The following is a 26,836-nucleotide window of genomic DNA, read 5'->3' as shown; positions in this document are numbered from 1 at the left end:
CAGCGACCAGGTCGGGTGCCCGGCGGGGAGGGACGAAGGGGCCGGGGCCGCACCGGATGGCAGCTACCTGATCGGGTACACCGGTGGCCCATGCGGGGGCCCGGTCGAGGGCCCCGTTGGCCCCTTGGCGCTCGGCCCGGCTGCCGGGAGGCTGACCACCGTCCGTGCAAGACGGGGGTCTCCATCGGGGGCTTCCGCGCATCGAATGGAGGTCGCGATGGTCGATCCGGCCGAGTTACCGACGGGCGGCTACGTCGCCGAGATCCTGGCGGTCCTGACTGCCGATCCGGACCGCACCGTGCTGCGCCGGCACGGCGAGCCCGTGTCGGCCGGCGAGTTCGCCGATGCGGTGGCGGGCGCGGTCCAGGTGCTGCGCGGCCTCGGGGTCGGCCCCGGCACGATGACGGGCATCCTGGTGGCGCCCAACAGCCCCGACATGCTCGGCGCGCGTTACGCCGCCCACCTGCTCGGCGGGGCGGTCTGCTACCTGGGCACCACCAACCCGGGCTCGGCCAAGCGGCTGCTGCCGATCGAGGGTCAGCTGGAGATCCTGCGGAACACCGGCGCCACCGTGCTCTTCACCGACACCGAGAACGCCTCCCGCGCACAGGAGTTGGCCGAGTCGCTGACCGGCTCACTGGTGCTCACCGGCTTCGGGGTGGACGTGGCGGAGGCCGTCCCGGTGACCCCGGTGCCGGCCGCGGAGCTCGGCGACCCGGCCGAGGCGCAGGTCGCGGTGGACGAGCAGGATGTCGCGGTGGTCGCGTTCACCAGCGGCAGCACCGGCCGGCCCAAGGGCATCCGGCTGTCGAACCGGGCCTGGCACAGCATCGTCGCGATGAACCGGAGCTTGATGCTCGAGGCCGACCACCCCCGGATACTGGTCACCACCCCGCTGAGCCACACCGTCGCGCCGATGGCCGACGCGGTGCTGATGGCGCGCGGCGTGGTCGTGCTGCACGAGGAGTTCGAGCCCGGCGCGGTGCTGCGCGAGATCGCGGAGCAGCGGATCACCCGGACCTTCATGGCAACCGAACACCTGTACCGGCTGCTCGACCACCCGGACACCCGCACCACCGACCTGACCACGCTCTGGCTGCTGATCTACGCCGGCAGCGCCGCGGCCCCGGCCCGGGTGGCCGACGCCGTCGAGACGTTCGGGACCCGCCTGTCGCAGGCCTACGGCGCCAGCGAGGGCGGCCCGATCACCAGGCTCAATCCGGTCGAGCACCTGGAGCCGCGGCTGCACTCCTCGGTGGGGCGCCCGTTCGCCGGGGTCGAGGTCAAGGTCTGCGCCCCGGAGACCGGCGCGGAGATCAAGATCGGCGACACCGGCGAGGTCTGGTTCCGCTCCCCGCACATGATGGACTGCTACTGGGGCGAGCCCGAGCTGACCGCGAAGGTGCTGAGGGACGGCTGGATCCGCACCGGCGACATCGGCCGGCTCGACGAGGAGGGCTACCTCTATCTGGTCGACCGGATGGCCGACGTGGTGAAGACCAAGGGCGTCAAGGTCCACCCGGCGGTGGTCGAGCGGGAGATCCTCACCCTGCCCGGCGTGGCGCACGCCGCGGTCTTCGGCATCCGGGACGCGGACAACATCGAGCACCTGCACGCCGCCGTGGTGCTGCGGCCGGGCGCGCCGACCACCGTGGAGCAGATCCGCGCCCACGTGACCGAGGCGCTCTCGGCGGTGCACGCACCCGAGCAGATAGCGGTGCTCGACGAGCTCCCGCTGAACTCCGCCGGCAAGCCGGACAAGCCTCGGCTGCGCGCCCTGCGCACCGTCACCTCAGAGAGCGAGTGACCACAATGACCGCACACCTGGACTTCTTTACCCAGGAAATGCAGGAGTTCGCCCAGGAGAGTCGGCAGTTCCTGGAGATCGGCCGGCACGCCGGCCGGTTCCCGAGCGCCAGCGTGCGCGAGGGCCACGCGGGCGGCGAGCGGGAGATCAGCGTTTGGTGCAGCAACGACTACCTCGGCATGGGCCAGCATCCCGCCGTGCTGGCCGCCATGAAGGAGGCCGTCGACGCGTTCGGCGCCGGCTCCGGCGGCTCCCGCAACATCGGCGGCACCAACTACTACCACGTCCTGCTGGAGCAGGAGTTAGCCGCGCTGCACGGCAAGGAGGCCGCGCTGATCTTCAGCTCCGGCTACACCGCCAACGACGCCGCGCTGACCGTACTCGCGGGCCGAATGCCGGGCACCGTGGTCTATTCGGACCAGCTGAACCACGCCTCGATCATCGACGGCCTGCGGCACGCCGGCGCCGAGAAGCGGATCTTCCGCCACAACGACGTCGCACACCTGGAGGAGCTGCTCCAGGCCGACGGCGACCGCCCCAAGCTGCTGGTGCTGGAGTCGGTGTACTCGATGTCCGGTGACGTCGCGCCGCTGGCCGAGCTCGCCGCCGTGGCCAAGAAGTACGGCGTCACCACCTACATCGACGAGGTGCACGCGGTCGGGATGTACGGTCCGCGCGGCGCGGGCATCGCCGCCCGCGAGGGCATCGCCGACGAGTTCACCGTGGTGATGGGCACCATGGCCAAGGGCTTCGGCACCTCCGGCGGCTACATCGCCGGCCCCGCCGCGATGGTGGACGCGGTGCGCAGCTTCGCCCGCGGCTTCATCTTCACCACCTCGCTGCCGCCGGCGGTCGCGGCCGCCGCGCTCGCCGCGGTGCGCCACCTCACCGGCTCGGACCAGGAGCGCGAGCGGCTGGCCGCCAACGCCCAGTTGCTGCACCGCCTGCTGACCGCGCGTCAGATTCCCTTCGTGTCACCGATGTCGCACATCGTCTCGGCCTTCGTCGGCGAGGACGCCCGCTGCCGCCGGGCCTCCGAGCTGCTGCTGAAGCGCTACGGCATCTACGTGCAGTCGATCAACGCCCCCAGCGTCAAGGAGGGCGAGGAGATCCTGCGGATCGCGCCGTCCGCCACCCACACCACCGCCGACGTGGAGAAGTTCGCCGAGGCGCTGAACACCGTGTGGGAGGAGCTGGACATCCCGCGCGCCCGGGCCTGAGCCCCGCGCCGGCGGTCGGAGCGATCGCGCTGCCGACCGCCGGCGCCCGTCCTTTTCCGACCAGCCATCATGAGCGGAGGAACGGTGACCTTCTCACTCGCGGCCGTGCTCGCCGAGTCGGCGGCGCGACGGCCGGACCACCCGGCGATCGACTTCGCCGGCGAGCGCCTGACGTACCGCCAACTCTGGGTCCGCGCACGGCAGTACGCGACGGTGCTGGGCGAGCAGGGGATCGGCCCCGGCGACCGGGTGGCGCTGCTGCTGCCGAACGGTCTGGAGTTCCCCCCGGTCTACTTCGCGGTGCTCTCGCTCGGCGCGGTCGTGGTGCCGATGCACGCGCTGCTCAGGGCCGGTGAGATCGAGTACGTGCTGCGCGACAGCGGCGCCCGGGCGCTGGTCTGCGCGGGTCCGCTGCTGGCCGAGGGCCGCAAGGGCGCGGCGGTCGCCGACGTGCCACTGCTCACGGTGCGGGCCGAGCAGGAGTACGAGGCGCCGCGCCTCGACCTGCTGGCCGAGCGGGCCGAGCCGATCGCCGCCCATCTGCCGTGCGCGCCGGACGACTTGGCGGTGATCCTGTACACCTCCGGCACCACCGGCCGGCCGAAGGGCGCGATGCTGACCCAGTTGAGCGTCACCATGAACGTCACCGTCGGGATGCTCTCCCCCTTCGACTTCCAGCCGGACGACGTGCTGTTCGGCTGCCTGCCGCTGTTCCACACCTTCGGCCAGATCTGCGGGATGCTCACCTGCTTCCGGGCCGGCGCCACGATGGTGCTGACGGACCGCTTCGAGGCCGCGAGCGCGCTGGAGCTGATGACCGAGCACGGCTGCACGGTGTTCATGGGCGTGCCGACGATGTACCTGGCGCTGCTCGACGCGGCCGCCCGCACTCCCCTGCGCCCGCCGCTGGACCGGGCGTTCTCCGGCGGCTCGGCGCTGCCGGTCAAGGTGCTGGAGGAGTTCCAGGCCACCTTCGGCTGCACCATCTACGAGGGCTACGGGCTGACCGAGACCTCGCCGGTGGTCGCCTACAACCAGCGGGCCTGGCCGTGCAAGCCGGGCACGGTGGGCCGACCGATCTGGGGCGTCGAGGTGGAGATCGCCCGGGCCGAGCTGGAGGGCCGGATCGAGCTGCTGCCGGCCGGCACGGTCGGCGAGATCGTGGTGCGCGGCCACAACGTGATGGCCGGCTACCTGGGGCGGCCGGAGGCGACCGCCGAGGTGCTGGTGGACGGCTGGTTCCGCTCGGGCGACCTCGGGGTCAAGGACGAGGACGGCTACCTGTCGATCGTCGACCGGAAGAAGGACCTGGTGCTGCGCGGCGGGTACAACGTGTACCCGAGGGAGATCGAGGAGGTGCTGGTTCACCACCCGGCCGTCGCGCAGGTCGCGGTGATCGGCGTCCCGGACGAGCGGCTCGGCCAGGAGGTGTGCGCGGTGGTGATCCCGCGTGCGGGGTTCGCGGCGGACGCGGTACTGGGCGCGCAGATCGTCGCCTGGAGCAAGGAGCGGCTGGCGGCGTACAAGTACCCGCGCCTGGTGGAGTTCGCCGACGCTTTCCCGCTGGGGCCGAGCGGCAAGGTGCTCAAGCGGGTGTTGGCCGAGCGGATCGACAACGCCGGTGCCGTCGCCGTTCGCTGAGGCCGTGTCAGACCGCGAGCAGCCCGTCCTCTAACGCGCGCACCACGGCCAGCGTGCGGTTGGGGCAGTTCAGCTTGGTCAGCACGTTGCCCACGTGCCGCTTCACACTGTGCTCGGAGATCTGCAGCTCGCGCGAGACCTGCTTGTTGCTCATCCCCTGCGCCACCAGTTGCAGCACGTCCAGCTCGCGGGCCGTCAGCGCGGCCCCCTCGGCGTCGGCCGGCTGCTGGCTGCGCGGCGGCGGCATGCTGGCCCGTACCAGGAGCTGCTGGGCCAGCGCGGCGGAGACGTAGAACGCGCCGGCCAGCACGGCGGAGACCGCCTCGCGCAGGGTCTCCGGCTCCAGCTCGGACCAGGTCAGGAACCCCTGCGCCTCGCACCGCGCCAGCGCCTGCGGGTCGATCTCCTCGGGCCCGTCGACCAGGAGCAGCAGCAGCCGGGCGCCGTCGGCGCAGAGCGCCTGGACCAGCTCCGGGGTGCCGTCGTTGCCCAGCTCGGCGGCGGCGGTCAGCACCAGGTCGAAGCGCTGCCCGGCGGCCGGCCGGGAGTTCAGTAACTGGACGGTGCCGGCCCCGTCCAACACCCGGATCATGCCTTCCAGGGCGAATCGGTGCAGCGTGTTCTCCAGCACCAGGGCGATGCTGAGTCCGGACTCGTCCAGCTGAGTTCCCAATGTTTGCGTTCCTTCGACGGAGGTGCTCGGGGATGTGCGGCCAGCACCGGCCAAGGCTAGCCGTGGATCAGCCGACCGCCCACCCATTTAGACCCCGTGGCCGCGCGCGCAGTTCCGCCCCCGGAGCTTCGCCTGGGGATACCCCCAGTGCCTCCTGAGGGCACGACACCTCCCCCCAAGGTGAGGGCCTCGCCCATCAGAGGCGCTGGTCAGAGCGGCGGGAGCGGAGCGCTATTGGCCCGCGCTGACGTACATGTGAGCAGGGAGATCAAGCCACCAGCGGGCAGCGGAGCGGACCGGGGCGAGGGGGTGAACCGCGGCGATGCGGCGCAGCTCCTCGGTGTGGCGGCGGATCGCCAGCGAGTACACCGCGTGATGGAGCAGATCCCTGCTGCCCTCGCTGCCGCCGGCGGTCGCGGCGGTCGTATGCCGGGCCACCAGGCCCCGCCACAGCTCGGGCCGACTGGCCCCGCCCATGTGCCCGAGCGCCTGCACCGCCGCCGTGGGCACGGCGATCGGCAGCCCCGGCCGCGCGGCCAGCGCCTCCACGGCGGGCCGTTCGACGGGCGTGCCGACCACCCGCAGCGCTTCCAGCAGCCGTACCGTCCACGCCACGGCCTGCGCGGGCCGCTGCCGCCCCAGCTCCCACACCAGCGCGTCGGCGACGGACGCCCGGTAGGGCGTGGCCCGGATCAGGAAGGCCGCGTAGAGGCGGTCGTCCGACACCGGGGCGTCCAGCAGCTCGCCGATCAGGACCGGGAGCAGCAGATCCTCGAAGCCCGGGTTCTCCCGGGGCAGTAGGGCCGTGCTGCGCGCGGCCACCAGCGAGTGCGGCCGCCCGTCGGCCGGTCGGCCGGCCGGCGGCCGCGCCCCGGGAAATCCCGCGGGTACGGATCCGGGCAGCCGCAGCCGCCCGGAGAGCCGGCGGGTGGCGTCCGGCGGCAGCAGCGCCAGCGCCGCCGTGGCCAGCGGATAGACCGGGTCCTGCGTACGTGACGGGTCGGCCAGGATGTCCAGTACGGCCTCGGTGACCTTCTCCCGCTGGGCGGGCGAGAAGTGGTGGTCGCGCAGTTTCCGTACGCAGGCGAGCAGCGCGCCGACGAAGGCGTCACCGTTGGTGGGCGCGTTGAGCTGCGCGACCACATGCCGGGCCGCGTCGGGGTGCGCGCTGGCGTCCAGCATGCTGATGGTCTCGATGTAGACCTGGCTGCCGGGGCTGGCCGCCCAGTCCGCGCAGGTGGCGATGGCCGCCTCCCGGCTGCCGGGATGGTTCAGCAGCCGCAGGAACGATTCGAACCGGGGTTTCCACGCCTCGCCGTCGGCCGCCACCGTCTCCACCAGCAGCCGGTGGCAGATGCTGTCCCACTCCCTGCGGCGCAGCCGCAGCCCTGGCTCACTGGTGATCCAGGCGGTGGCCTCGTCCCAGACCTGTCCGGTGACCGTGTCGGTGGAGTCGAGCCGCTCCAGCAGCTCCTCGCCCCGCTGAGCGGCGCCGCCCCGGTCGCTCCGGCCCCGCCCGCTCCCGCCCCGCCCGGGTTCCACCGCCGCCGGGGCGGCGGCCATGTAGCGGGTGATCACATCGACCGTCGACAGCAGACTGCCGGTCTCCAGCGTGAGGAGTTCCTCGTAGCGGCGGACCGCCTGGCGCGGCACCGCCACCAGGCCGTTCTCCCACCGCGAGATCTTGCTGGTGCTGACCGCACCGGGGTGGGCGCCGCCCGCGAAGGCCGCGGCGAAGGTCGCCGCGCGGGTCCATCGCTCCTCCGCCCCGTAGAGCCGGTTGACCCGCAGCAGCCAGCCGACCCGGCTCCGTAAGTCCCCGGCGCCGCCGCCCCCGTCGGCCCCGTCACCTCCACTGCCGCCACCGGCCTGGCCCGCCGGTTTCAACGGCCGCCCTCGCATCGCCATATACCACCCCAGGTCACTCGGCCCCTGATTTATTGCAGGCGGATTCTCACCGTGCAACGCACCCGCCCCACCCCGTGCGCGGCGCCTAGTCTCGCCTAGATCCGCGGGCCATTCCCGCATTCCCCCCATTCCCACACCATTTCCCCCGCCGGCTGCGGTTCGCCGCCGCGGCCGGGGGCAGCAGACCACGCCCGCGCCGGCCCCGCGACCTGGGGGGGAACGCGAGAGGTGCCGGCGGGCGGGCGTGCGGGGTGGCGGCGCCCCTCTCCTGCGGGGCGCCGCCCCCAGTCGCGGCCGGGCGCCCGGCGCGCGCCTACCGGGGGTGCCTTTGCGCTCGGCGGCAACCATCAGGGGCGCGAGGAACTGCGCGCTCAGCCACCCACCGGCCGGTGGGCCGGATACGACAGCAACAGCCCCTTTGGGCCGGTGACGACCCGCGGGCCGCGCCGTGGCTGGTCGCGCAGTTCCTCGCGCCCCTGCGGGGCACGACACGTCCCGCCGAGGTGAGGGCGACGCCCACCAGGGGCGCCCCGCGCTCGGCGGTAACCCCCAGGAGGCGCTGGGGGTCCCCCCAGGCGAAGCTCTGGGGGCGGAACTGCGCGCTCAGCCACCCACCGGCCGGTGGGCCGGATAACCAAGCAAACGCCCCTTTGGGCCGGTGACGACCCGCGGGCCGCGTCGTGGCTGGTCGCGCAGTTCCTCGCGCCCCTGCGGGGCACGTCCGCCGAGGTGAGGGCGGGCGGGGCGGCGTAGCGTGGGTGGGGTGGGGGGAAAGGGGGGCGGGCGAACGGACGTGCGATGGGAACTGTGCCCTCTCGGCTGGCCGCCTACCAGCGGGCCCTGAACTTTCGGCCGCTTCCGGACACCGGCCCGTGCGACGCGCTGTGGGCCGCGATGGCGGCGGTGCCGGCCGTCGGGCCGGTCGAGGCGAGGAACCACGCGAGCAACCGCCCACCGGCCGGTGGTCCGGCAGCGACCCCGGGGCGCACCGCCGGGCGCGCGCTCGTGGGCGGGGCGGCGACCACGGAGAGTAGCCCGCCGCCCGCGTTTTATGACGCACTGCTGCGTGCCGCCGCGTCCGGGGACGCGGAGGAGGGGATCCTCCGGACCCTGTACGACGGGACCGGGCTGCCCGCCCTCACCGAGGACCCCTTCGGCAACCCGCGGGCCCGGGCCGGGCCCGGCGCACCCGACGGAACCCACGAACGCGCCGGCGCCGCCGCTCCGCACAAGGGATACAGCGGCTCCGAGGTGTATAAGGCGTACGAAAACCACGACAGGTGCGACGGGGAGCGCGGCCGGCTTCTCCAGAGCGCCCGGCGGCGCTCCCGCGCGGTGCGCGACCGGGACCGGCTGATCGCGCCCGTCGAGATGGCCGGTGACCTGGTCGGACTGGTCGCGCTGGTCGATCCGGACCGCCGGGCCGGGCCGCAGGACATGGCCGCCCTCGAACACGCCGCCCTGGCGCTCGCCCCCGGCCTCGCCCACCAGCGCGGGCTCGCCGCGCTCCAGCCCCGGTTGCGGCACGACCTGGTCGAGCGGCTGATCTCGGGCGGCGGGGCCCACGGCGACCAGGGCAACCACGCCGACCTCGGCGAGTTCGGCGACCTCTGCGCCCACGCCGCCGCGCTCGGCCACGACCTGCGGCGACCGCACCGGGTCGCCGTACTCCAGTGGTCAGGGCCCACCGAGCGAGCCCGGCTCTGCGACACCGTGCCGCGGGTGGCCGGGCGGCTGCGGCTCGACGTGCTGGTCAGCACCCGGGGCGAGACCACCGTCGCGCTGGTGGCGGGCGCGGATCTGCCGACCGCAGGGGAGCGCCTCCACACCGCCCTCGCGGCCGAACTCCGTACCGGCGCCGGGGCGATCGGCATCGGTGGCCAGTGCGACCTCCCGACCGGCCTGCCGCACTCCTACGCCGAGGCCGTACGGGCGCTGACCGTGCGGCGCCGGTCCCACGACCCGGCGGGCAGCACCAGCTTCGAAGAACTCGGCCTCTACCGGATGATGGGCACCGGCGACGGCCAACGCGAGGCCGACACCTTCGTCGCCGAATGGCTCGGCCCGCTGCTCGACTACGACGCCCGCCACCACACCGAGCTGGTCACCACGCTGTCGCGCTATCTGGAGAGCGGCGGCAGCTACGACACGACCTCGGAGACGCTGCTCATCCACCGCAGCACCGTCCGCTACCGCCTTCAGCGCATTCGCGAGATCACCGGCCACGACCTGGGCGATGTGGAGACCCGGCTGAATCTGCACGTCGCGACGCGGATCAGGAACGTGCTGGTCGACCCGCGCTGAACCGCGCCCAGGCAGCGGTGAAGCGGGCTTTGGCGAGACTTTGGCGAGGCGCTGGCGGGCGCGCGCACTCTGGGGACCCACCTTCATTCCCCTACGACCTGGAGACGGCGATGAAGGACATCGTGATCCACACGGCCGGTACCGAGGCACGACCGCCCAGAGGCGGCCCATAAGAGGGGCCTCCGTACCCCCGACACACCCGCCGCACCCACTGCATCAGCTACACCCGCCCCACCCGCCCCACCGTCCCCGCGCTCACCTTCCCAGGATTCCCGTTCGCATTCACATCCTCATCATTCATTCATTCGAAAGGCAGGCCCATGCGCAGCCACCACTGGATTTCGGCGCCGAGGCGCGCGGAACGCGACCGGCTGCGGGCCGATCTGGCCCTGCCGCCCGTACTCGCCGAGGTCAGCGCGCACCAGAATCTCCGTGGCCCGTACACGGCGGTCGGCACGATGCTCCGGCAGATCGGCCCCGACATCATCAGGGAGCGGCCCGAGCTGGCGCACCGCCACCGTGTCGAGTTGCAGGAGACCACCCCCGAACTGGCCGACCTGGTACCGGCGATACCCAGCCTGCTGGAGAAGTCCGGGCGTAAGCCGGCCTCGGTGACCCGCTACCCGAACCGGCTGCACACGCTGCGGGTGACCCACGGCCTCATCGACTTCCTTGAGACCTACCTGGGCGAACTCGCCGGCGGCCCCCGTACGTTGATCGTCGAGGATGTCCACTACGCCGACCCCACCGACCAGGAGTTCCTCGCGGTACTCCTGCGGCGGATCTCGCCCGATCTGCTGACCGTGGTGATCGCCACCGGCGCCGACCTCCCCGCCGAACTGCCCGGTACCAGGACGGAGTCGCTGCCCCAGGCGCTGCTGCGCTACACCGCGCGGACGACCGGCACGGTGACGGACCTCACCTCCGCCGACGCCTGGGCCGACACCGAGCGGATGGGCTGCGACTACGTCATCTCCGACGGCACCGACGACGACCCGGCGCTGATCACCGCGTACGACGACCTCGACCCGGTGCGGCGGGCCAAGATGCACGACATCCGGGCCACCCAGTTGGCGATGGCCGCCGAGTCCGAGCCGTCGCTGCGGCTCGGCGCGCTCCCCTACCACCTGGAGCGCGGCAGCAACCGGGCCACCGCCGGGGTCGAGGCACTGCGCTTCGCCCAGACCCGCAGCAAGCAACTCGGCTTCTACCGGGCCGCGGTGTCGTTCGGCGAACGCGGACTGCGGCTGGTCGACCCGAAGAAGAACCAGCAGATCTGGTGGGCCTTCACCCGGGACACCGCCGTCTCGCTCGCGTCGGCGGGCCGGCCGGAAGAGGCCGCCACGCTGCACGACATCGCCCGGCGGACCACCCTCGACCCGCTGGTGCACATGAAGCTCGCCTACGAGACCGGCATGCTCTACGCCCGGCACTTCGCCCCCGAGAAGCGCGACCCGGCCATCGCGCGGGCCTGGATCAACCAGGCGATCGCCATCGCCGCGCTGCTGGAGGACCCGGAGGAGCGCACCTTCTTCTCGGTCTTCAACCGCAGTGGGCTCGCCCTGGTGGCGACCCGCACCGGCGACACCGACGAGGCGCTGCGGCTGCTCAACGAGGGCATGGACATGCTCGACCAGGACATGGCCCTGGACGGGCGGAGCTGGTGCCGGGTCGGCCTGCGCTACAACCGCGCCCAGGTCAACACGATGCGCGGCAAGCTGGACGAGGCGCTCGCGGACTACGACACCGTGATCGACCTCGACGAGGACTTCTCCGACCACTACTTCAACCGCGGCAACATCCTGCGCAGGATGGGCCGTACGGAGGAGGCGCTCGCCGACTACGAGCGCGCCCAGCGGCTGGAGGCGCCCTTCCCCGAGGTGCACTTCAACATCGCCGACGCGCGGCTGGAACTCGGCGACCTCGAAGGGGCGCTCGCGGAGTTCGACCGCACCCTGGTCCTCGAGCCGGAGAACGTGGACGCGCTGCTCAACCGGGCCGGCATCCACGCCGATCTCGGTGACCGGGAAACCGCGCTGCACGATGTGGAGACCGGCTTGGCGCTGGCCCCGAACCACGCCCGGCTGCTGTCGCTCAAGGGCCGGCTGCTCGCCGAGCAGGGCCTGATCGTCGAGGCGCTCGACACGCTCACCGCGGCGGTGACGAGCGACCCGAAGCTCGCCGAGGCCTGGGGCCTGCGGGGCGAGGTCGAGTTCGGACGGGGCGATCTGGAGCGGGCGCGGGCCGACTTCGACCAGGCCATCGGTCTCGGGGACAGCCCGGAGATGCGCTTCAACCGCGGTCTGGTGCACGAGGCGGCGGGCGATTTCGCCCTGGCCGCCGCCGACTTCGAGGCGGTGCTGGCCAGTGGAGCGGACGCGGAAGCCGACGCGCACTACAACTCCTGCGTCCGTGCCGGAGGCCTGCACGCCGAGCGCGCCGGGGTGTGACGCGTGACGGCGGAGGCGTACACACACCGGCCGGTCGACCAACCGGCCGGTGTGGCGGCGGCGTTCACCGAGGCGATGGCTCACCTCGCCTCGGGGGTCGCCGTCGTCACCGCCCGGCAGCCCGACGGCGCCCCCTGCGGGCTGCTGATCTCCTCGGTCTGCTCGTACAGCGTGGCGCCCCCGTCGGTCCTGATCGCCGTCGCCGAGCAGGCACGCTCCTACTTCGCCCTGGTCGGCTCCACGGGCTTCGGTGTCCATCTGCTGAACCGGTCGGACACCGATCTCGCCGGGGTGTTCGCCGGCCGGGGTGACGACAAGTTCCGTCACCTTCGGTGGAGTTGGGACGGACCGGTGCCGCGTATCGCCGGCGTCGGCGGCTATCTGCGGTGTGCGCCGAGCGCCGTCTTCCACCACGGCGATCACGCCATCATGGTCGGCGAGGTGCTGCACTGCCAGGTCGAGGCGGGCGAGCCGCTGGTCTACTTCGGGCGGCGGCTCGGCTGGTCGCTGGCCATGGCCGACGACCAGGACCGCGCCGCGAACTCCGCACCCGTGAACTCAGCACCCGTGATCCCGTCGCGCGATCCCGCCGGCGGACCCGGTGAGACCCGCCCGCCCCATGGATCACCGCGGGCGCGGTGACGGCTCACCCACGAGACACGCTTCGGGCCGGCGCCGTCGGTGGCCGGCACCGGCCCGAAGTGTTGAGCCGGTTCACCTCCCCGGCTGATCGGGGGCGAAACAGGCGGTCACCGCGGCGGCGTAGATCCGCTCGGCGGTCGCGTGGTGTTCTTCTGCCTGGTCGCTGAAGTGCTCAAGGGTCACCCCGCTGTTGACCTCGATGACGGCGAGCGCGCCGTCGACCTCGACGATGTCGACGGAGCCGAAGGCGAGGCCGAGCGAACGCATCGCCCGCAGTGCCAATTCGGCCAGCGCGGCCGACAGTTCCGGCTCCTGCCTGGCGGTGACCGGGATCGCGGCGGCGCCCCGGTTGAGATTGTGCCGCCACTCACCTGACTCGTCGCCCCACGCGTCGGCGTCGGATTCGGCATCGGTTTCGGCGCGCGCCGGCCGCGCCGGGACGCGCTTTTCGAAGACCAGCTCGACGCGGCCGTTCAGCGCGATGATCCGGTACTCATGGCCGACCGGCACCCAGGGGGACACCGCGAGCGCCGGATAACGCCCGGCGAGGTGGTGCAGTTCGGCCAGCAGCCCGGCGCGCGAGCGGGCCCGGCGGACGTCATGGCCGCCGCTGCCGCTGAGCGGTTTGACCACCAGCGGCAGTGGCAGCCGGTCGGCCCAGTGCGCCAGCTCCTCTTCGCCGCGCGGGCGCAGCAGCGCGTGCGGCACGTTGGGCACGCCGTCATCGGACAACAGGGCCGACGTGGCGACCTTGTCCGAGGCGATGGTGGCGGAAGCGGCGTCGTTGAGCGGGAAGTTGTAGCCGACCACGTGCCGGCGGCGCCCGTCGGCGCGCAGCTCGGCCACCCAGTGCCCGGAGTGCCAGCGCAGCTCCGCGCCGGCGAGCTCGGCGGCCCGGCCCAGACACGCGACGAAGTGCGGCCGTCTGGACACGCCGGGCCCCGCCCCGGCCGCGGACAGCGAAAGCGCCAGCCGCTCCATCGCGCTCGCCGCGTCCGCCACCTTCGCCGCGTTCGGTGCCACCGGGTCGACCCCTTCCCGCACGCTTCCTCCCCGGCCACCGCCGTCCGCCCAGCCACGGACAGCGGCGACTCTAACCGAGCGGCGGCCTTCGGAGCGGAAGGCGCCGCCCTCGGCAAAGCGGCCCCCGGGCCGGGCGGGACCGGGACCAGGGCCAAGGTCGGCGCCGGGCGCTGCCCCGGCCTGGGCGGACGGGTCAGAGCTGGTCGTCGGACGGGGGACAGGGCAGGTGCCAGACGCCGGGCCGTACCTCGATCGTGGCGTCGAGATCAGGGCCCTCGCCGGCCGACAGCCACTCGGCGAGCTGCTCCGCGTAGCCGGTCCAGCGCCGGTCGCCGACCGAACGGGCGCCCTCCGCGCAGGCGTCGAGGGCCCGCAGCGCGGCCGGGATGTTGCCTGAACCGGCCTCCACCAGGGCCAGGCCGCGCAGCGCGTCATAGGCGCTGTGCGGATGTTCCTCGCTGCGGCTCAAGGTGAGCGCTTTGGTGTAGAGGCGGCGGGCCGGGGCGAGGTGGCCCCAGCCGTAGTCGGCGTCGGCCAGCCCGATCAGCGAGAGGATCTCGCTGTGCCGGTGCGAGGTGTGGCGGGCCCGCCGGTGGGCGAGGTCGAAGCGGGCGGCGGCCAGGTCGAACTGGTGCCGCTGCCAGGCCAGGCTGCCGCGGGCGCACAGGGCGACCGCCTCGGCGCGCGCGTCCCCGTCCCGGCGGGCGGCGTCGAGCGCCAGTGAGCTCACCTGGTCCCAGGTCTCCCAGAGCGATCCGGCCTCGCAGTAGGGCACCAGGCTCTCGGCGAGCGTCCCGGTCCAGGTCCACAGCCCGGCCTGGTGGGCCAGGCCGGCCAGGTCGAGCAGCCCGTCCCGCTCCTCGCGGAACCAGCGCAGCGCGGCGGCCGTACCGGACGGGCCGGTCCTGGCCGCGGCGATGCCGGGCTGGTGGGCCGGGCGCCAGCCGGGCAGCAGATGCCGCAGCGCCTGCCGGGCGTGGGCGGTGTAGGCGGCGCTGAGGCGCTGGATGGCGGCCCGCTTGAGCCGGCCGTCCGGGTCCAGCGGGGCGGGCAGTTCGTTGGCGAGCACCCGGACCAGCCCGTTCATCCGGTAGCGGACAGGGCCGCCCGGCATCGCGGTGGCCTCCAGCAGCCGGGCCTGGAAGAGCGTTTCGAGCACGCCGGCCACCCGCGCGGTGCCGGGGGACGGCGCGTCGAGCAGCGCGGCGGCGCCCCACGCCTCGAAGCCGGCGGCCGGTGCCAGCGCCAGCAGCCGCAGCGCCTGGCAGACGGGGGACGGCACCTCGTCCAGCGCGGCGGTCAGCCGGGCGCGGACGTCGACGTCGCCGACGGCCAGCGCGTCGAGCCGGGTGTCCGGGTCCCGCAGCCGGGTGAGCAGCACCCGGGCCGGCCAGGAGGGATGGGTGCTGAGCCAGTCGGCCGCCGCCCGCAGGGCCAGCGGCAGGTGCTCGCACAGCTCGGCTATCTCCGCGGCCGTCTCCGGGTCCTGCTGCACGGCGGGACCCGCCGTCCGGGAGAGCAGGCTGACCGAGTCGTCCGGCTCCAGCGGGCCGATGGACACATGGACGGCGCCTTCGAGCGCGAGCGCGGCCCGGCGGCTGGTCAGCAGCAAGGTCGCGTCGGTCAGGGTGAGCGGGCGGACCTGTGCCTCGTGCCGGACACCGTCGAGGGCGATCAGCACCCGGCGGCCCAGCAGCACCGAGCGCAGGTGGTCGGCGAGCTCCTCGGTGTCGGGCTCGCCCGTCCCGGCGTACCGCTCGGCCTGGTCCGGCGCGAACTTGCGCAGCAGCCGCAGCATGATCCGGCCGGGGGTGAGGTGTTCGCCGTCCGGTGTCCGCAGCGGCAGGAAGACCCGGCCGTCGGGGAACAACGCGGCGGTGCGGTGGGCGAGTTCAGCGGCGGCGGCCGAGGTTCCTGAGCCGGGTCCGCCGGTGAGGACCAGGATGCCGGGGGCGGGATGGGGTTCGCGCAGCGCGGCCTCGGCCTCGTCGAGTTCCCGCTTGCGCCCGGTCAGCGCCGGGGAGGTACGCGGCAGGTACACCACCGGCGCCACCGGCACCGGCGGCCCGCTGGGGGCGACCAGCACCCGGGAGCGTACGGGGGCGGGCTGCGGGGTGAGGCACTGCTCGATGTGCCGCACCTCGGCCGACCGCAGCACCCGCAGATGCAGCTCGCGCAGCGCCGGTCCCGGGTCGGTGCCGAGCTCGTCGGCGAGCCGGCTGCGCAGCGCCTCGTACCTGGTCAGAGCCTCGGAGGTCTGCTGGGAACGGTAGAGCGCCACAATGAGATGGGCGTGCAGCGACTCGCGCAGCGGATGGGCGCGCGCCAGCGCGGTCAGCTCCGGGATGAGCTGCCGATGGCGCCCCAGCCAGATATCGGCGGAGATGGCTAGCTCAAGTGCCTCCAGATGGAGCAGATCGAGCCTTTCCGCGGCGGCGCGCAGATGCACGCCCTGCGGTATGTCGGCGAGCGCCGGCCCGCGCCACAGGCCGACGGCCTGCCGCAGTTCCAGCGCCGCCCGGTCGTAGGCGCCGGCCGCGTAGGCCCGTTCACCTGCGGCGCTGAGCTCCAGGAAGCGGTGCAGGTCCAGCGAGCCCGGCTCGGGGTCGAGCCGGTAGCCCGACGGCCGGGTGAGCAGGGTGGCGGCGGCTCCGTCGGCCAGGTTCTTGCGCAATTGCGAGACGTAGACCTGGAGGGTGCCGCGAGCGGTGCGGGGCGGGGTGGCGCCCCACAGTTCCTCGATCAGGGTGTCGGTCGAGACGAGCTGGCCGGCGTCGACGAGCAGGCAGGCCAGGATGGTCCTCGGCTTCGCCGCGGACGGGGTATGCGGGTGGACCTCCAGCGGCCCGAGGATGCGCAGCCGCATCGGTCAGCAGTCCTGGACCACGGTGACGGTGACGGTGCCGACCGGGGCGTCCTGGCCCCAGAGGCTGATCTCCACGGTCGTCGCCGGGCGCCCGTGGGCGTCGCGGACGACGGGACCGAGGACCGCCCGGCAGCGTGTCGGCAGGCCCTGGCGGGCTCCTGAGAAAGGCAGTTCGGCGCTCCAGTGGGTGGGGACGCAGTGCGCGGGCAGGAATCCGTGCACCTCGCCGGCGGCGAGTACCGCGGCCTGCCGGGTGGCTTCCGCGACGAGGGCGGTACGGGCCCGGCCGGTCATCGCCGGGTCGAAGGCGGCGTTGGCCGGGTCGGGCGCGATGTCGGCGCGCAGCTCGCGGTCGGCGCCGAGCCGCGCGGCGGCCAGCACCACATTGCGGGCGTCGTGCCGGCCCACCTGGGACGGGGACGGCCGGTCGGCCGTGCGCCCCGGCGTGCGCTCCGCCGACAGGCCGACGCCGGCGCCGATGTCGCCGCCGTCGCCGATGTCACCGCCGGCGCCGTGCAGCAGCAAGTAGGCGGTGGCGTACGGGATGTCCTCGATGAAGAGGCAGGCGTCGCACCGGAGCGAGGCGGGTTCGGCCGAGGGGAAGGAGCCGCGCAGGCGCAACTCCATCGTGGCGTGCCCCGGCTTGCGGGTGCGCCGCCAGAGCTCACCGCCCTCGATGGTGACCCCCGCGCGGACCGCGGTGAGGGCACCGAGGCCGGGCAGGCCCGGTATCCGCCGGGCGGCGAGTGCGGCGACGCTGTGCATCGCCTCGGTCACGTAGTGCAGATCGAGGGTATGGCCGACGGGCCCCTCGAACGGCAGTTCCGCACGGGGCAGTTGGTCGGTGAGGGCGAACCGGCCGTCACCCGGGGACACGGTGCCGAGCAGGAACTCCTCGGGCGTGGTCGGGCAGTGGGCGATCCGCCGGAAGCCGGCCACCGACCGGCGATGGCGCGGTGGCGCTGGAGCGGTCGTCATGGCTCATTCCTCTCGACTTGGGGAGACGGGAGAGCATGCCGGGCTAACGTAGTCCACCACAGTAACCAACCGCGCATGCGGTTTTTAAGAGCTTCTGCTTTAACGTCTGGTTAAAGCCCTCCGCAGAGCCTCGCTCAACCCGCCGCCTGGCGCGCCGCGGCGCGCAACCCCTCGGGCCGAATGCGCTCCAGCCACGACTCGGTGACCAGCCCAGGCAAGGTCATCCGCCACATCGCGGTCACCTTGGACTCCAGGTCAGCCCGGTGAGTCAGTACATCCGAGACCAATTGGACACCGGTGAAGGACGCCACGAGCACTTGAGCGCTCTGGTCGATGTCGACGTCCGGCAGCAACTCGCCACGCTTGCGCGCCTCCCGTAGCAATTCAGCCACTTGGCCGATCCAGGAGAGGTACGGACCGGGGTCGGGTTCGGCGAACGAGCCGTGCTCGATGGCGAGCCGGACGGCGCCGCGGGCGATCGGGTCGTCCTTCAGCCGGCGGGCGAAGGCGTGCGCGGTGTCCACCACGGCCTGCACGCCGCCGTAACCCGGCGGCAGGTCGAGCGGTGGTTCGGCGCCGGGCCCGAACCCCCCGTCCTCGCCGGGGTCACCGGCCTCGGCGTCGCCGTCGGCGCCGTCGCCGTCCAGCGCGGCGAACCCGGGATTCTGGAACTGCTCCTGGACCACCGCTTTGGCCAGCGCCTCTTTGCCGGGGAAGTGGAAGTACAACGCCCCCTTGGTGACTCCGGCGGCGTCAAGGATCTCCGCCATGCTGGCGCGGGCGAAGCCCCGCTGGGCGAAGACGCCGGCCGCCGCTACGAGAACCCGGCGTCGTGTCCGCTGGGCTCGCTCCTGTATGGGCATGTACCTGAGCCTCTCTCGACCATCACAAACCGCTCAGATGGTTTGATCGGACCTTACCCGGCCTGCGGCACCAGGCCAAGATCCATCACCGCGCCGGACGCTTCCGGCCAGCACCGCCGGGCGCCGCCCGGGCCCGCCCACACCCCCCGAACGGCCGCCGGTTGGGCCGACCGGCGCGAGGGCCCCGGAAGCGACGCTGCCCCATTTGGCGGGAACTCAGCCCTGAAGGTGTTGCGTCATCGATGATGTGTGATGCATGATGAGACATCGATTCCGCATCATCAATGCGGCGTCATTGAATTGGCTTACCGACCGACGTGATCCCCCACCAGACATCGGACCGCCCGCCCGCCGGGCACCACAGGGCCTGACCCAGGAGCAGAGATGAACAAGCTGACCACGTTTTCCATCGCACGACCCAAGGCGGTCATCGCCGCCTGGTTGCTGCTGCTCTTCCTGGCCGCGCCGTTCGCGCTCCAACTCGAAGGGGCGTTGAAGACGGGCGGCTTCTCCAATCCGCGTGGCGAGTCGGTGCACGCGCAGCACACGCTTGAGACCGCCTTCAAGGAAGCCCCGAACTCCCTGCTCGTCGTGCTGCACGACAAGGCCGGCGCGGTGCAGGGCTCGATCGACGAGGCGCGCAAGGCGGCGCAGCGTACCGGGGTCTCCGCGATCGTCGATGACAGTGCCCATCCCGAATGGCTCTCCAAGGACGGCCGGACCACCTTCCTCCAGGTCGGCTTCACCAGTGACAGCACCACGGTGCAGAACCTGGTGCCGGACGTGGAGAAGGACGTCCAGCAGGCCGTCGGCAAGGACGTCGAGGTCGACGTCACCGGCGCCCCGGCGCTCGACCGCGCGCTGAACGTGCACTCCAAGGAAGACGTCACCCGGGCCGAGATGATCGCCTTCCCGGTGCTCTTCGTGGTGCTGCTGCTGGTCTTCCGCTCGGTCGCCGCGATGGCGGTGCCGCTGGTCATGGCCGGTGTGACGCTGGCGTCCACCCAGGCCATCGGCTACGGGATGACCAAGTTCACCGACGTCAACAGCCTCTTCGCCAACATCGTCTCCATGGTCGGCCTGGCGGTCGCCGTCGACTACTCGCTCTTCATCATCAAGCGCTTCCGGGAGGAGCTGGCCGAAGGCCGCAGCGTCCCCAGCGCACTTGAGCGCACCATGCGCACCGTCGGACACTCGGTCCTCTTCAGCGGTATCGCCGTCGTGGTCGCCCTGTCCGCCCTCTTCATCCCGCGCGCCATGTCCTTCACCAGCATCGCGCTGGGCGGTGTCGCCGTCGCGGTGGTCGCCGTCGCCATGGCGATGACCCTGCTGCCCGCCGTGCTGATGCTGCTCGGCCACCGGATCAACTGGGGCTCCCTGCGCCGTCGCGGCAAGGCCGCCGCGGCCACCCAGGACGTCACCACGGCCGGCGCCCCCGCCCCGGTCAAGGGCGGCCGGTTCGTCAAGCGTCCCGGTCTGGTCCTGGTCGGCCTGCTGATCGCCTTCGTCGCCCTCGCCTCCCCCGCCGCGATGCTCACCCTGCGGGTGCCGGTCGCCAGCGCCAACATCCTGCCCGCCGGCGACAGCGCCCGGGTCGGCATGGAGCGCGTCAAGCAGGACATCGGCGTCCGGGCCATGTTCCCGGTCGAGGTCGTCCTCACCGCCGACGCGAAGAACTCCCCCTCGCTGCTCAAGGCCGCGTCCGGCATCGCCGGCTACGCCAAGACCGCCAAGGGCGCTGACGGTGTGCAGGCGGTCACCACGCTGGGCGTGCCCGCCGCGGCGCTGCCGCAGGCCCTCGCCGACGGCACCGGACTCGACGCGGCCGGCAAGGCGGCGCTCAGCCAGGTGTGGACCCACGACGGCGGCAAGGTCGTCACCCGGGTGGTCGTGACCCCGGCTTCCGACCCGGACAGCGCCTCGGCCCACCACCTGGTCGACGAACTGCGCTCGCAGCTCAAGAAGGAGACCGGCCCCGGCGTCAAGGGTGAGCTGGCCGGTGCCACCGCGACCGGTTCCGACTTCGACACCCTGGTGCTGCACTCGGTCCCGCTGGTCGTCATCACCGTCGCCCTGCTCAGCTTCGTGCTCCTCTTCCTCGCCTTCCGCTCGGCGCTGCTGCCGCTGCTCGCCCTCGGCTTCAACTTCCTGGTCGTCGGTGGCGCCCTCGGCTTCCTCGCCCTGGTCTCCAACACCTCCGACCACTCGATCAACAGCGTGACGCCGCTGATGCTCTTCGCGGTGATGTTCGGTCTGAGCATGGACTACATGGTGATCATGTTCGGCCGGATGCGGGAGATGTACCTGGGCGGCGACTCGCACCGTGAGGCGGTCCTGGGCGGCCTGGCCCGTACGGCGGGTCTGGTCAACGGCGCGGCGGCCATCATGGTCGCGGTCTTCGTCTCCTTCACCAGCGCGCAGATCAGCATCGTGCGGGAGCTGGGCATCAGCCTCGCGGCCGCCGTCATCCTCGACGCGATCGTCATCCGCCGGCTGCTCATGCCGGCCGCGATGCTGCTGATCGGCGACCGGATCTGGGGCCACCTGCGCCGCACCTCGGACGAGGCGGCCAGCGCCGCGGACCAGAGCACCCCGGTCACCGGCACGCCGACCGACGCGGAATCCCCGGCGGCCCCTGTCGTCCAGGCGGCCCAGGCGGCCCAGGGCACCGGGCAGAACACGGCGGAGGTGAGCTGAACCGTAACGCCGACACCCGTCAACGGACCCGCTGCAACCACCCGCCCACAACCCACCGTCCACCCCCAACCACCTACCCGCCCACAACCCACCGTCCACCCCCCACCACCTACCCGCCCACAACCAATCATCCGACCACCGGCCCACCCGCCACATCACTTCTCCACCGAGTCCACCCACCCACCCAGCCGCCGTTCCGTCGGCCGGCCCGCGCAACGGCGGACGGCGGAACGGCGCCCGATCCCACCACCGGCCCGCTCAGGGCCCCCGCACCGTCCGGCCGACGCAATTGCACCGCCCGCCTCGGCCGGCCCCCGGCACGTGAGACAACCGCAAGCCAGTGCGGAACCAGCGCCGCGAGCCAGTGAAGAGCCAGAACCCCGCAGGCAGCCAGACCCCAGCAGACAGCCGGCACCCCGCAAGCAGCCGGCGCCCCGCAGCTCCCCGCCCAGCCCGGTCTCTCCGAGAAGAGGTTGACTCCCATGACGACAGCCCTCGCCCCCCAGCCCCAGGCCACCACCACCCCCGCCCCCGAACTGCGCGGCATCTTCCAGCGCAGCGCGGCGCTGATCGCCGAGCGCGGCTGGTGCAAGGGCGCGGAACTCCTGTACGTCGGCAGTCCGCACAACCCGCAGGCGGCGACCCTGGCCGGCGCGCTCCAGTGGGCCGCCACCGGACACGCGGAGCAGCCCAACTCCGAGTCCGAGCAGGCCCTGGCGATACTGCGGGACCGGATCGACCCGGACCGCAAGGCCCCCTTCGACGACTGGGAGCTGTTCTGCGCGTGGAACGACTCGCCGTCCAGGACCCGGGCCCAGACCATCGCCCTGCTGGTGTCGGCACGCAACGCCGTCGAGCGGGACGGCCCGGGCGGCGGCCTGGTCTACCGGCGGGCGCTGCCCGCTTCGCTGAGCCAGGTCCCCGTCTCGCGGACCGTCTGAGCGAAGAAGGCCGCCGGATCCTCGACCACCTGGTTGAAGTGCCCGAAGAGCTCGAAGCTGATCAGGCCGAACAACTGGGCCCAGCACTCGACCAGTCGAGCCGCGGCCCAGCCCGGCAGCCCGGCGGCGGCCGTCTCGGTGACACCGCCCCTGGCACTGCCGCCCGCGACACCGCCCGCCGTACCGCCCGACCGCTCCACCGGCCGCAGCGTCCCCCGCAGTTCGGCCTCGCGGACCAACTCGGTGAGTACCAGGCCGACTCGGGCCGCGGGGGCCACGGTGTCCGGGGGAGCCGCGTAGTCCGGCACCGGCGAACCGTAGAGCAGCGCGTACTCCTGCGGATGCTCGACCGCCCAGCCCCGTACCGCCGTCCACACCGCCACCCAGCGATCGGCCGGCGCGCCACCAGGCGCGCCGGCCGCGGCGCGTTCCGCGCACCCGCCGAGCGCGTCGAAGCCGTCCACCAGGAGCGCGGTCAGCAGGTCGTCGCGGCTGGGGAAGTAGCGGTACACCGCGGAGGAGGCCATCCCCAACTCCCGTGCCACCGCCCGGAGCGAGAGGCCGGTCGCGCCGTGGACGGCGAGTTGCCCGCGGGCCGATTCCTTGATCTCCCGGATCAGTTCCGCGCGGGCCCGGGCTCTCGCGGTGCGTATGGCGTCCATTGCACGGATGCTGGCAGTCCGGCCGGGGCGCGGCAAGGTAGGGGCGCGATAGGGGCGCACTCGACGGCGAGAAGGGCGCATTGAGGGGCGGTTGAGGGTGGTTGGGGGCAGTCGGGCGGGAAGTCCGGTTCTCACCAGTTCGCACATGCCATGAGCATGCTTATTCAGCCGTTAACCCGAAGCGACTTGTAAAACCGCACGGCTGGTATTTATTTTCGTCCGGCAGCTCTCTGTTGTGTGATGCCGAACTGGGGGTCCCGCCATCGTGCCTTACGTGCCCACCATGCCTTCGAGAGAGACCGTCTCCGCTGTAGTCCCGTCCGTGGCTTCCGCGCCGTCCGTGGCCACCGTGCCAACCGTGCCGTCGATCACCACCGTGCCAACGATGGCCGCCGCGCCAACGGTGGCCGCCGCGCCGTTGATCGCCACCGTGCCCCTGACGGACTCGTCTCTCCTCGCCGTCGGCCCCATGCCGGACGACGTGCTCGACATGCACCAGCAGACCGTGCCCCGACGCTTCGTACACCGCGGCGACATCTCCGGTGTGCTGCTCACCGGCTTCCGGAACGACGGGGGCGACCGTTTCACCTTCGGCGTCCAATGGCCGCGCAGCCACGGGTTCTACGGACCCGTCAACGGGCGCCACGACCCGATGATGGTCGCCGAGACCGTCCGCCAGGCCGGCCTGGCGCTCGGCCACCTCGGCTACGGGGTGCCCGAGGGGCACGTCTTCATGATGCAGAACCTCCGCTACCGGATGACCGCCCACGGGCTGTCGCTGACCGGTACGCCGAGCGACGTGCTCGCCCGTGTGGTCTGCAAGAACGTCCGCAGGCGCGGCACCCAGCTCGTCAGCCTCACCTTCGACATCTGGTTCGAGCGGGAGGGCAGCGTCGTCGGCAGCGGCAGCGGCTCCTTCCGCTGCGTCGCGCCGCAGGTCTACACAAAGCTGCGGGCGAGCCAGGAACGGCCCCCGACGCCCGGAATCCCGGGCTCGCACCCGCTGCCGCCGGCCTCCGTGGGCCGCCTGTCGCGCGGCGACGTGGTGGTGGCCGCGACCGAGCAGGAGGGCCGCTGGCTGATCCGGGCCGACCCGCGGCACCCGGTGCTCTTCGACCACCCCGCGGACCACATCCCCGGCATGCTGCTGATGGAAGCGGCCCGCCAGGTGATGGTGCTGGTCTCAGGACCGGGCGCCGCGGCGCCGCTCGCCCTGCGGGGCACCTTCGAGCACTACGTGGAACTCGACGAGCCGGCCTACCTGCGGCTGGTCGCCGACCAGCGCGGCGGCGGCGACGCCGGGGCGCGTTTCCTGATCGAGCAGCGGGGCTCGGTATGCGCGGAGATAACACTGAACGCGCCGACGGATCCCTCATGACCGCCGCCGACCGCGTTCCGCTCCGGAAGACCCGGCTCGCGGTCGCCGGCGGTACCGGGTTCCTCGGCGGATACATCGTGCGCGCCCTGCTGGACGCCCGGCCCGCCGGCATCACCGTACTGAACCGCCGTCAGCTCTCCGGCCCGCCACCGGCCGGTGTGACGGCGATACGGGGCGACCTGGACGACGAGAGGTCGTTACGGCGGCTGTGCGCCGGGGCGGATGTCCTGGTGCACGCCGCCAGCCGGGTGGACGGCACCCTCAACGAGTGCGCCGCGGTGAACGTGCGCGGTACCCGGACACTGCTGCGCGCCGCCGCCGGGGAAGGCGTCGGCCGGGTGATCTACATCAGTACGACGGGGGTCTACGAGGACGGCGTCCATCGCGGGCCCGCGGAGGACGCGCTGCCGACGCGGCCCGCCTCACCGGCCAGTGTGACCCGGCTGCGGGCCGAGAAAGAGGTACTGGCGGCCGGCGGCACGGTCATCAGGCCGCACCTCGTGTACGGGGCGGGGGACCGGTGGGTGGTGCCGGCCGTGGCCGGTCTGCTGCGGTCCGTGCCGGCCTGGATCGAGGGGGGACGCAGCCGGATGTCGCTGATCGCCGCCGACGACCTCGCCGGGGCGGTGGCCGCGCTCGCGGTGTCGCCCCCGGCGGACCCAGACCCGCCTGCCGTGCTCCACGCGGGCCACCCGGCGCCTGCCAGCTCCCGTGAGCTGCTGACCGCCGTGGCCGACGCGCTGGGCCTTCACACGCCCAGTGGTGACATCTCCCTGGCGAAGGCAGGGGCCTTGCTCGGTACGGATCGGTCGCCGCGCAGGGCCAGGTTGCTGTCCCTGCTCGCGGTGGACCACTGGTACGACTGCGACAAGCTGTGGACGGTGACGGGCCGCGCGCCCGGTGCCGATCTCGCCGCCGGGTTCGCGCGCCATGCTTCCTGGTACCAGCAGGCGTACGGCCTTCAAGTCGCCGCCTGAGGACTTCCGTACGGCGCCACGTCCCGTGCCGGGGTGGCGCCGTACCAGCGGCGGGTCGCCCGACGCGGCGGCCCGCCGCCGCGTCCGGTGCCCGCCCTGGCCGCCGACCTGGTCGTGCCCGTCGCCGTTCTCGTCGCCGTTCTCGTTGCCGTTCTCGTTGCCCCGGCCGCTGTCCTAGCTGTGCCGGGGGAAGCGGACCGTAAGCGCGGTCCCACTGGCGGTACCGTCGATGATCTTGCGAAGCGCACGGATCATCACACCCTTCTCGTCCGGCCCCAGCGTGGACGCGATCATCGCGTCCACCCCCATGTCGACCTCCCGCAGCTCGGGCAGCAGGTCCTCGCCGTGCGGCGTCAGTCCCAGGTAGACGACCCGGCGGTCGATCTGTCCGGGCTCCCGGCTGACCAGGCCCCGCTTGACCAGCGTGTCGACGATCCGGCTCGGGCTGTGGCTCTCGCAGACGATCAGACGCCCCACCTCCGCGAGGGTGAGCGGCGCGCGCTGCGAAAGCACCAGCAGGATCTCCGCCTGCGCGGGCGTCAGACTCAGCGACTTGAGCAGGCCGGCCATGTAGCGGGCCCCCTCTCGCTGGGCGGCGAGCACCAGGTAGCGCAGTTCCGTGTCGTCCCGGCCGCGCGCCGCGAACTGCGCCTCGCCTGGTGGCGCGTCGACTACAGCCTGTGAAGATGCCATGTCAATGACCTTCTCTCGGTGGATCCCGGTGGGTTCTTCGGGGTTCTCTGGGGTTGCGATGCGGTTGTTCTGCCGACTACCGCCGACCGCTGACGGACGGCGTGCCCGCCCCGTTGGTCGCGGGCTGGCTGTCCAACCCATAGTCAACCATTCGTTTCGATGATGCAACATCCATGCGCTGTCATTCGATGACGCGCAACACATAAGCCTTGCCGACACCCCTAACCGGAGAGTTCTCTCTCACTTCGGGAAATCGGACCGAACAGTGTTGCATCACCGATGACATGACATGCATGATGAGTCATCGGTGCTGAAGCATCGATGACCAAACAACGGTTACCTGAAGATCACCCACTACGAGAAAAGGACCCCTCCCATGACCGTTCAGCCCCTGGACAGCACTTACGCCGTCAACGCCGAGGTCGAGTCGGCCCTCCCCGTCATCCTGGACGAGGCCGAGGTGGCCGTCGCCGCGATCGGCCGCGGCGAGCTCATCGTGGTCGTCGACGACGAGGACAGGGAGAACGAGGGCGACCTGATCGTGGCCTCCGAGTACGCGGACGCCGACGCGATCAACTACATGATCACCCACGGCCGTGGCCTGGTCTGCGTCTCCATCACCCCGGAGCGCGCCGCGGAACTGAACCTGCCGCCCATGCTCGAGTACAACGAGGACCACAACGGCACCGCGTTCACCGTCAGCGTCGACGGCACCCTCGCCCACGGGGTGACCACCGGAATATCCACCTGGGACCGCGCCAAGACGATCGAACTGGTCGTCAAGGGCACCGCGGACGACCTCCAGCGCCCGGGCCACATCTTCCCGCTGATCGCCCGTCCGGGCGGCGTGGTCGAGCGCCCCGGCCACACCGAGGCCGCGGTCGACCTGGCCCGCTTCGCCGGCCTGGAGCCCTCCGGCGTGATCGTCGAGATCATCAACGAGGACGGCACCATGGCGCGGCTGCCGCAGCTCGCCGAGTTCGCCCGCCGCGAGGGCCTCGTCCTCACCAGCATCGAGAAGCTGCGGGAGTACGCCGCCGCCCGCCAGAACGCGCAGGGCAAATGATCCGCATCAACCGGCTGACGGCCGGTGCCACCTCGGCCGTGATCCGT

The 26,836-nt window shown here is 72.5% G+C and carries 19 protein-coding genes; 11 read left to right on the top strand and 8 right to left on the bottom strand.

Features of this window, described 5'->3' with window-relative positions; genetic code table 11:
• The first annotated feature begins 217 nt into the window (after nt 1-217).
• From OG519_RS17865 to OG519_RS17855, 3 genes are all read left to right on the top strand, one after another.
• Nucleotides 218-1,807, top strand: a complete 1,590-nt coding sequence (locus tag OG519_RS17865) for a class I adenylate-forming enzyme family protein (RefSeq protein WP_405584646.1) — start codon at nt 218-220, stop codon at nt 1,805-1,807.
• Between the two features lie 5 nt (nt 1,808-1,812).
• A complete protein-coding gene (gene hemA, locus OG519_RS17860) occupies nt 1,813-3,027 on the top strand; it encodes a 5-aminolevulinate synthase (RefSeq protein ID WP_405584644.1) in 1,215 nt (404 codons plus the stop codon).
• A gap of 84 nt (nt 3,028-3,111) precedes the next feature.
• Nucleotides 3,112-4,668 carry a long-chain-fatty-acid--CoA ligase gene (locus OG519_RS17855; RefSeq protein WP_405584643.1) on the top strand — a complete coding sequence of 519 codons (1,557 nt, stop codon included), beginning with the start codon at nt 3,112-3,114 and terminating at the stop codon, nt 4,666-4,668.
• A 7-nt stretch (nt 4,669-4,675) separates the two neighbouring features.
• Here the strand turns inward: OG519_RS17855 and OG519_RS17850 are convergent, their stop codons facing one another.
• Entirely contained in the window at nt 4,676-5,341 is a 666-nt protein-coding gene (locus OG519_RS17850) for a response regulator transcription factor (RefSeq protein WP_405584641.1), read from the bottom strand.
• Nucleotides 5,342-5,572: 231 nt separating this feature from the next.
• Complete coding sequence (locus tag OG519_RS17845) at nt 5,573-7,249, bottom strand: XRE family transcriptional regulator (RefSeq protein WP_405584639.1); 1,677 nt, start codon at nt 7,247-7,249, stop codon at nt 5,573-5,575.
• A 798-nt stretch (nt 7,250-8,047) separates the two neighbouring features.
• Between OG519_RS17845 and OG519_RS17840 the strand changes: the two genes are divergently transcribed.
• From OG519_RS17840 to OG519_RS17830, 3 genes are all read left to right on the top strand, one after another.
• Nucleotides 8,048-9,553 carry a helix-turn-helix domain-containing protein gene (locus OG519_RS17840; protein WP_405584636.1) on the top strand — a complete coding sequence of 502 codons (1,506 nt, stop codon included), beginning with the start codon at nt 8,048-8,050 and terminating at the stop codon, nt 9,551-9,553.
• Between the two features lie 320 nt (nt 9,554-9,873).
• Nucleotides 9,874-12,003 carry a tetratricopeptide repeat protein gene (locus tag OG519_RS17835; RefSeq protein WP_405584633.1) on the top strand — a complete coding sequence of 710 codons (2,130 nt, stop codon included), beginning with the start codon at nt 9,874-9,876 and terminating at the stop codon, nt 12,001-12,003.
• A 3-nt stretch (nt 12,004-12,006) separates the two neighbouring features.
• Nucleotides 12,007-12,645, top strand: coding sequence for a flavin reductase family protein (locus OG519_RS17830; protein WP_405584630.1), 639 nt, complete (start codon nt 12,007-12,009; stop codon nt 12,643-12,645).
• 72 nt (nt 12,646-12,717) lie between these two features.
• Here OG519_RS17830 and OG519_RS17825 read toward each other — a convergent pair whose 3' ends face one another.
• From OG519_RS17825 to OG519_RS17810, 4 genes are all read right to left on the bottom strand, one after another.
• Nucleotides 12,718-13,689: a RimK family alpha-L-glutamate ligase gene (locus OG519_RS17825; RefSeq protein WP_405584627.1), complete on the bottom strand. Its 972-nt coding sequence runs from the start codon at nt 13,687-13,689 to the stop codon at nt 12,718-12,720.
• Nucleotides 13,690-13,861: 172 nt separating this feature from the next.
• Complete coding sequence (locus OG519_RS17820) at nt 13,862-16,534, bottom strand: BTAD domain-containing putative transcriptional regulator (protein ID WP_405584624.1); 2,673 nt, start codon at nt 16,532-16,534, stop codon at nt 13,862-13,864.
• A 3-nt stretch (nt 16,535-16,537) separates the two neighbouring features.
• Entirely contained in the window at nt 16,538-17,512 is a 975-nt protein-coding gene (locus OG519_RS17815; protein WP_405584621.1) for a hypothetical protein, read from the bottom strand.
• Between the two features lie 134 nt (nt 17,513-17,646).
• Nucleotides 17,647-18,375, bottom strand: a complete 729-nt coding sequence (locus OG519_RS17810) for a TetR family transcriptional regulator (protein WP_405584618.1) — start codon at nt 18,373-18,375, stop codon at nt 17,647-17,649.
• Nucleotides 18,376-18,759: 384 nt separating this feature from the next.
• On the opposite strand from OG519_RS17810, the gene OG519_RS17805 reads away from it, so the two are divergent.
• A complete protein-coding gene (locus OG519_RS17805) occupies nt 18,760-21,072 on the top strand; it encodes an MMPL family transporter (protein WP_405584616.1) in 2,313 nt (770 codons plus the stop codon).
• A gap of 482 nt (nt 21,073-21,554) precedes the next feature.
• Entirely contained in the window at nt 21,555-22,013 is a 459-nt protein-coding gene (locus OG519_RS17800; RefSeq protein WP_405584613.1) for a hypothetical protein, read from the top strand.
• On the opposite strand, the gene OG519_RS17795 is transcribed toward OG519_RS17800, so the two are convergent.
• Nucleotides 21,956-22,675, bottom strand: a complete 720-nt coding sequence (locus OG519_RS17795) for a TetR/AcrR family transcriptional regulator (protein ID WP_405584610.1) — start codon at nt 22,673-22,675, stop codon at nt 21,956-21,958. The genes OG519_RS17800 and OG519_RS17795 overlap by 58 nt on opposite strands.
• A 385-nt stretch (nt 22,676-23,060) precedes the next feature.
• On the opposite strand from OG519_RS17795, the gene OG519_RS17790 reads away from it, so the two are divergent.
• Both OG519_RS17790 and OG519_RS17785 read left to right on the top strand, forming a co-directional pair.
• Nucleotides 23,061-24,053 carry a ScbA/BarX family gamma-butyrolactone biosynthesis protein gene (locus OG519_RS17790; protein ID WP_405584609.1) on the top strand — a complete coding sequence of 331 codons (993 nt, stop codon included), beginning with the start codon at nt 23,061-23,063 and terminating at the stop codon, nt 24,051-24,053.
• A complete protein-coding gene (locus OG519_RS17785) occupies nt 24,050-25,030 on the top strand; it encodes an NAD-dependent epimerase/dehydratase family protein (protein ID WP_405584607.1) in 981 nt (326 codons plus the stop codon). The genes OG519_RS17790 and OG519_RS17785 overlap by 4 nt, the downstream gene beginning before the upstream one ends.
• Before the next feature lie 174 nt (nt 25,031-25,204).
• Here the strand turns inward: OG519_RS17785 and OG519_RS17780 are convergent, their stop codons facing one another.
• A complete protein-coding gene (locus tag OG519_RS17780) occupies nt 25,205-25,723 on the bottom strand; it encodes a MarR family winged helix-turn-helix transcriptional regulator (protein ID WP_405584604.1) in 519 nt (172 codons plus the stop codon).
• Between the two features lie 376 nt (nt 25,724-26,099).
• Between OG519_RS17780 and ribB the strand changes: the two genes are divergently transcribed.
• On the top strand, nt 26,100-26,789 hold the full coding sequence (gene ribB / locus OG519_RS17775; RefSeq protein WP_405584601.1) for a 3,4-dihydroxy-2-butanone-4-phosphate synthase: 690 nt from the start codon (nt 26,100-26,102) through the stop codon (nt 26,787-26,789).
• Nucleotides 26,790-26,836: the final 47 nt, after the last annotated feature.

The sequence above is a fragment of the Streptomyces sp. NBC_01190 genome, from assembly GCF_045039895.1.
In the GTDB taxonomy this organism is placed as follows: domain Bacteria; phylum Actinomycetota; class Actinomycetes; order Streptomycetales; family Streptomycetaceae; genus Actinacidiphila.
Note: the sequence above shows the minus strand (reverse complement) of the source record. Positions and strands in the feature narration are given on the sequence as shown.

Coding starts and splice junctions, on each gene's coding strand:
- OG519_RS17865 (WP_405584646.1), top strand. CDS start 218: ATGGTCGATCCGGCCGAGTTACCGACGGGCGGCTACGTCGCCGAGATC.
- hemA (WP_405584644.1), top strand. CDS start 1,813: ATGACCGCACACCTGGACTTCTTTACCCAGGAAATGCAGGAGTTCGCC.
- OG519_RS17845 (WP_405584639.1), bottom strand. CDS start 7,249: ATGGCGATGCGAGGGCGGCCGTTGAAACCGGCGGGCCAGGCCGGTGGC.
- OG519_RS17840 (WP_405584636.1), top strand. CDS start 8,048: ATGGGAACTGTGCCCTCTCGGCTGGCCGCCTACCAGCGGGCCCTGAAC.
- OG519_RS17835 (WP_405584633.1), top strand. CDS start 9,874: ATGCGCAGCCACCACTGGATTTCGGCGCCGAGGCGCGCGGAACGCGAC.
- OG519_RS17820 (WP_405584624.1), bottom strand. CDS start 16,534: ATGCGGCTGCGCATCCTCGGGCCGCTGGAGGTCCACCCGCATACCCCG.
- OG519_RS17815 (WP_405584621.1), bottom strand. CDS start 17,512: ATGACGACCGCTCCAGCGCCACCGCGCCATCGCCGGTCGGTGGCCGGC.
- OG519_RS17810 (WP_405584618.1), bottom strand. CDS start 18,375: ATGCCCATACAGGAGCGAGCCCAGCGGACACGACGCCGGGTTCTCGTA.
- OG519_RS17805 (WP_405584616.1), top strand. CDS start 18,760: ATGAACAAGCTGACCACGTTTTCCATCGCACGACCCAAGGCGGTCATC.
- OG519_RS17800 (WP_405584613.1), top strand. CDS start 21,555: ATGACGACAGCCCTCGCCCCCCAGCCCCAGGCCACCACCACCCCCGCC.
- OG519_RS17795 (WP_405584610.1), bottom strand. CDS start 22,675: ATGGACGCCATACGCACCGCGAGAGCCCGGGCCCGCGCGGAACTGATC.
- OG519_RS17790 (WP_405584609.1), top strand. CDS start 23,061: ATGGCCGCCGCGCCAACGGTGGCCGCCGCGCCGTTGATCGCCACCGTG.
- OG519_RS17785 (WP_405584607.1), top strand. CDS start 24,050: ATGACCGCCGCCGACCGCGTTCCGCTCCGGAAGACCCGGCTCGCGGTC.
- OG519_RS17780 (WP_405584604.1), bottom strand. CDS start 25,723: ATGGCATCTTCACAGGCTGTAGTCGACGCGCCACCAGGCGAGGCGCAG.
- ribB (WP_405584601.1), top strand. CDS start 26,100: ATGACCGTTCAGCCCCTGGACAGCACTTACGCCGTCAACGCCGAGGTC.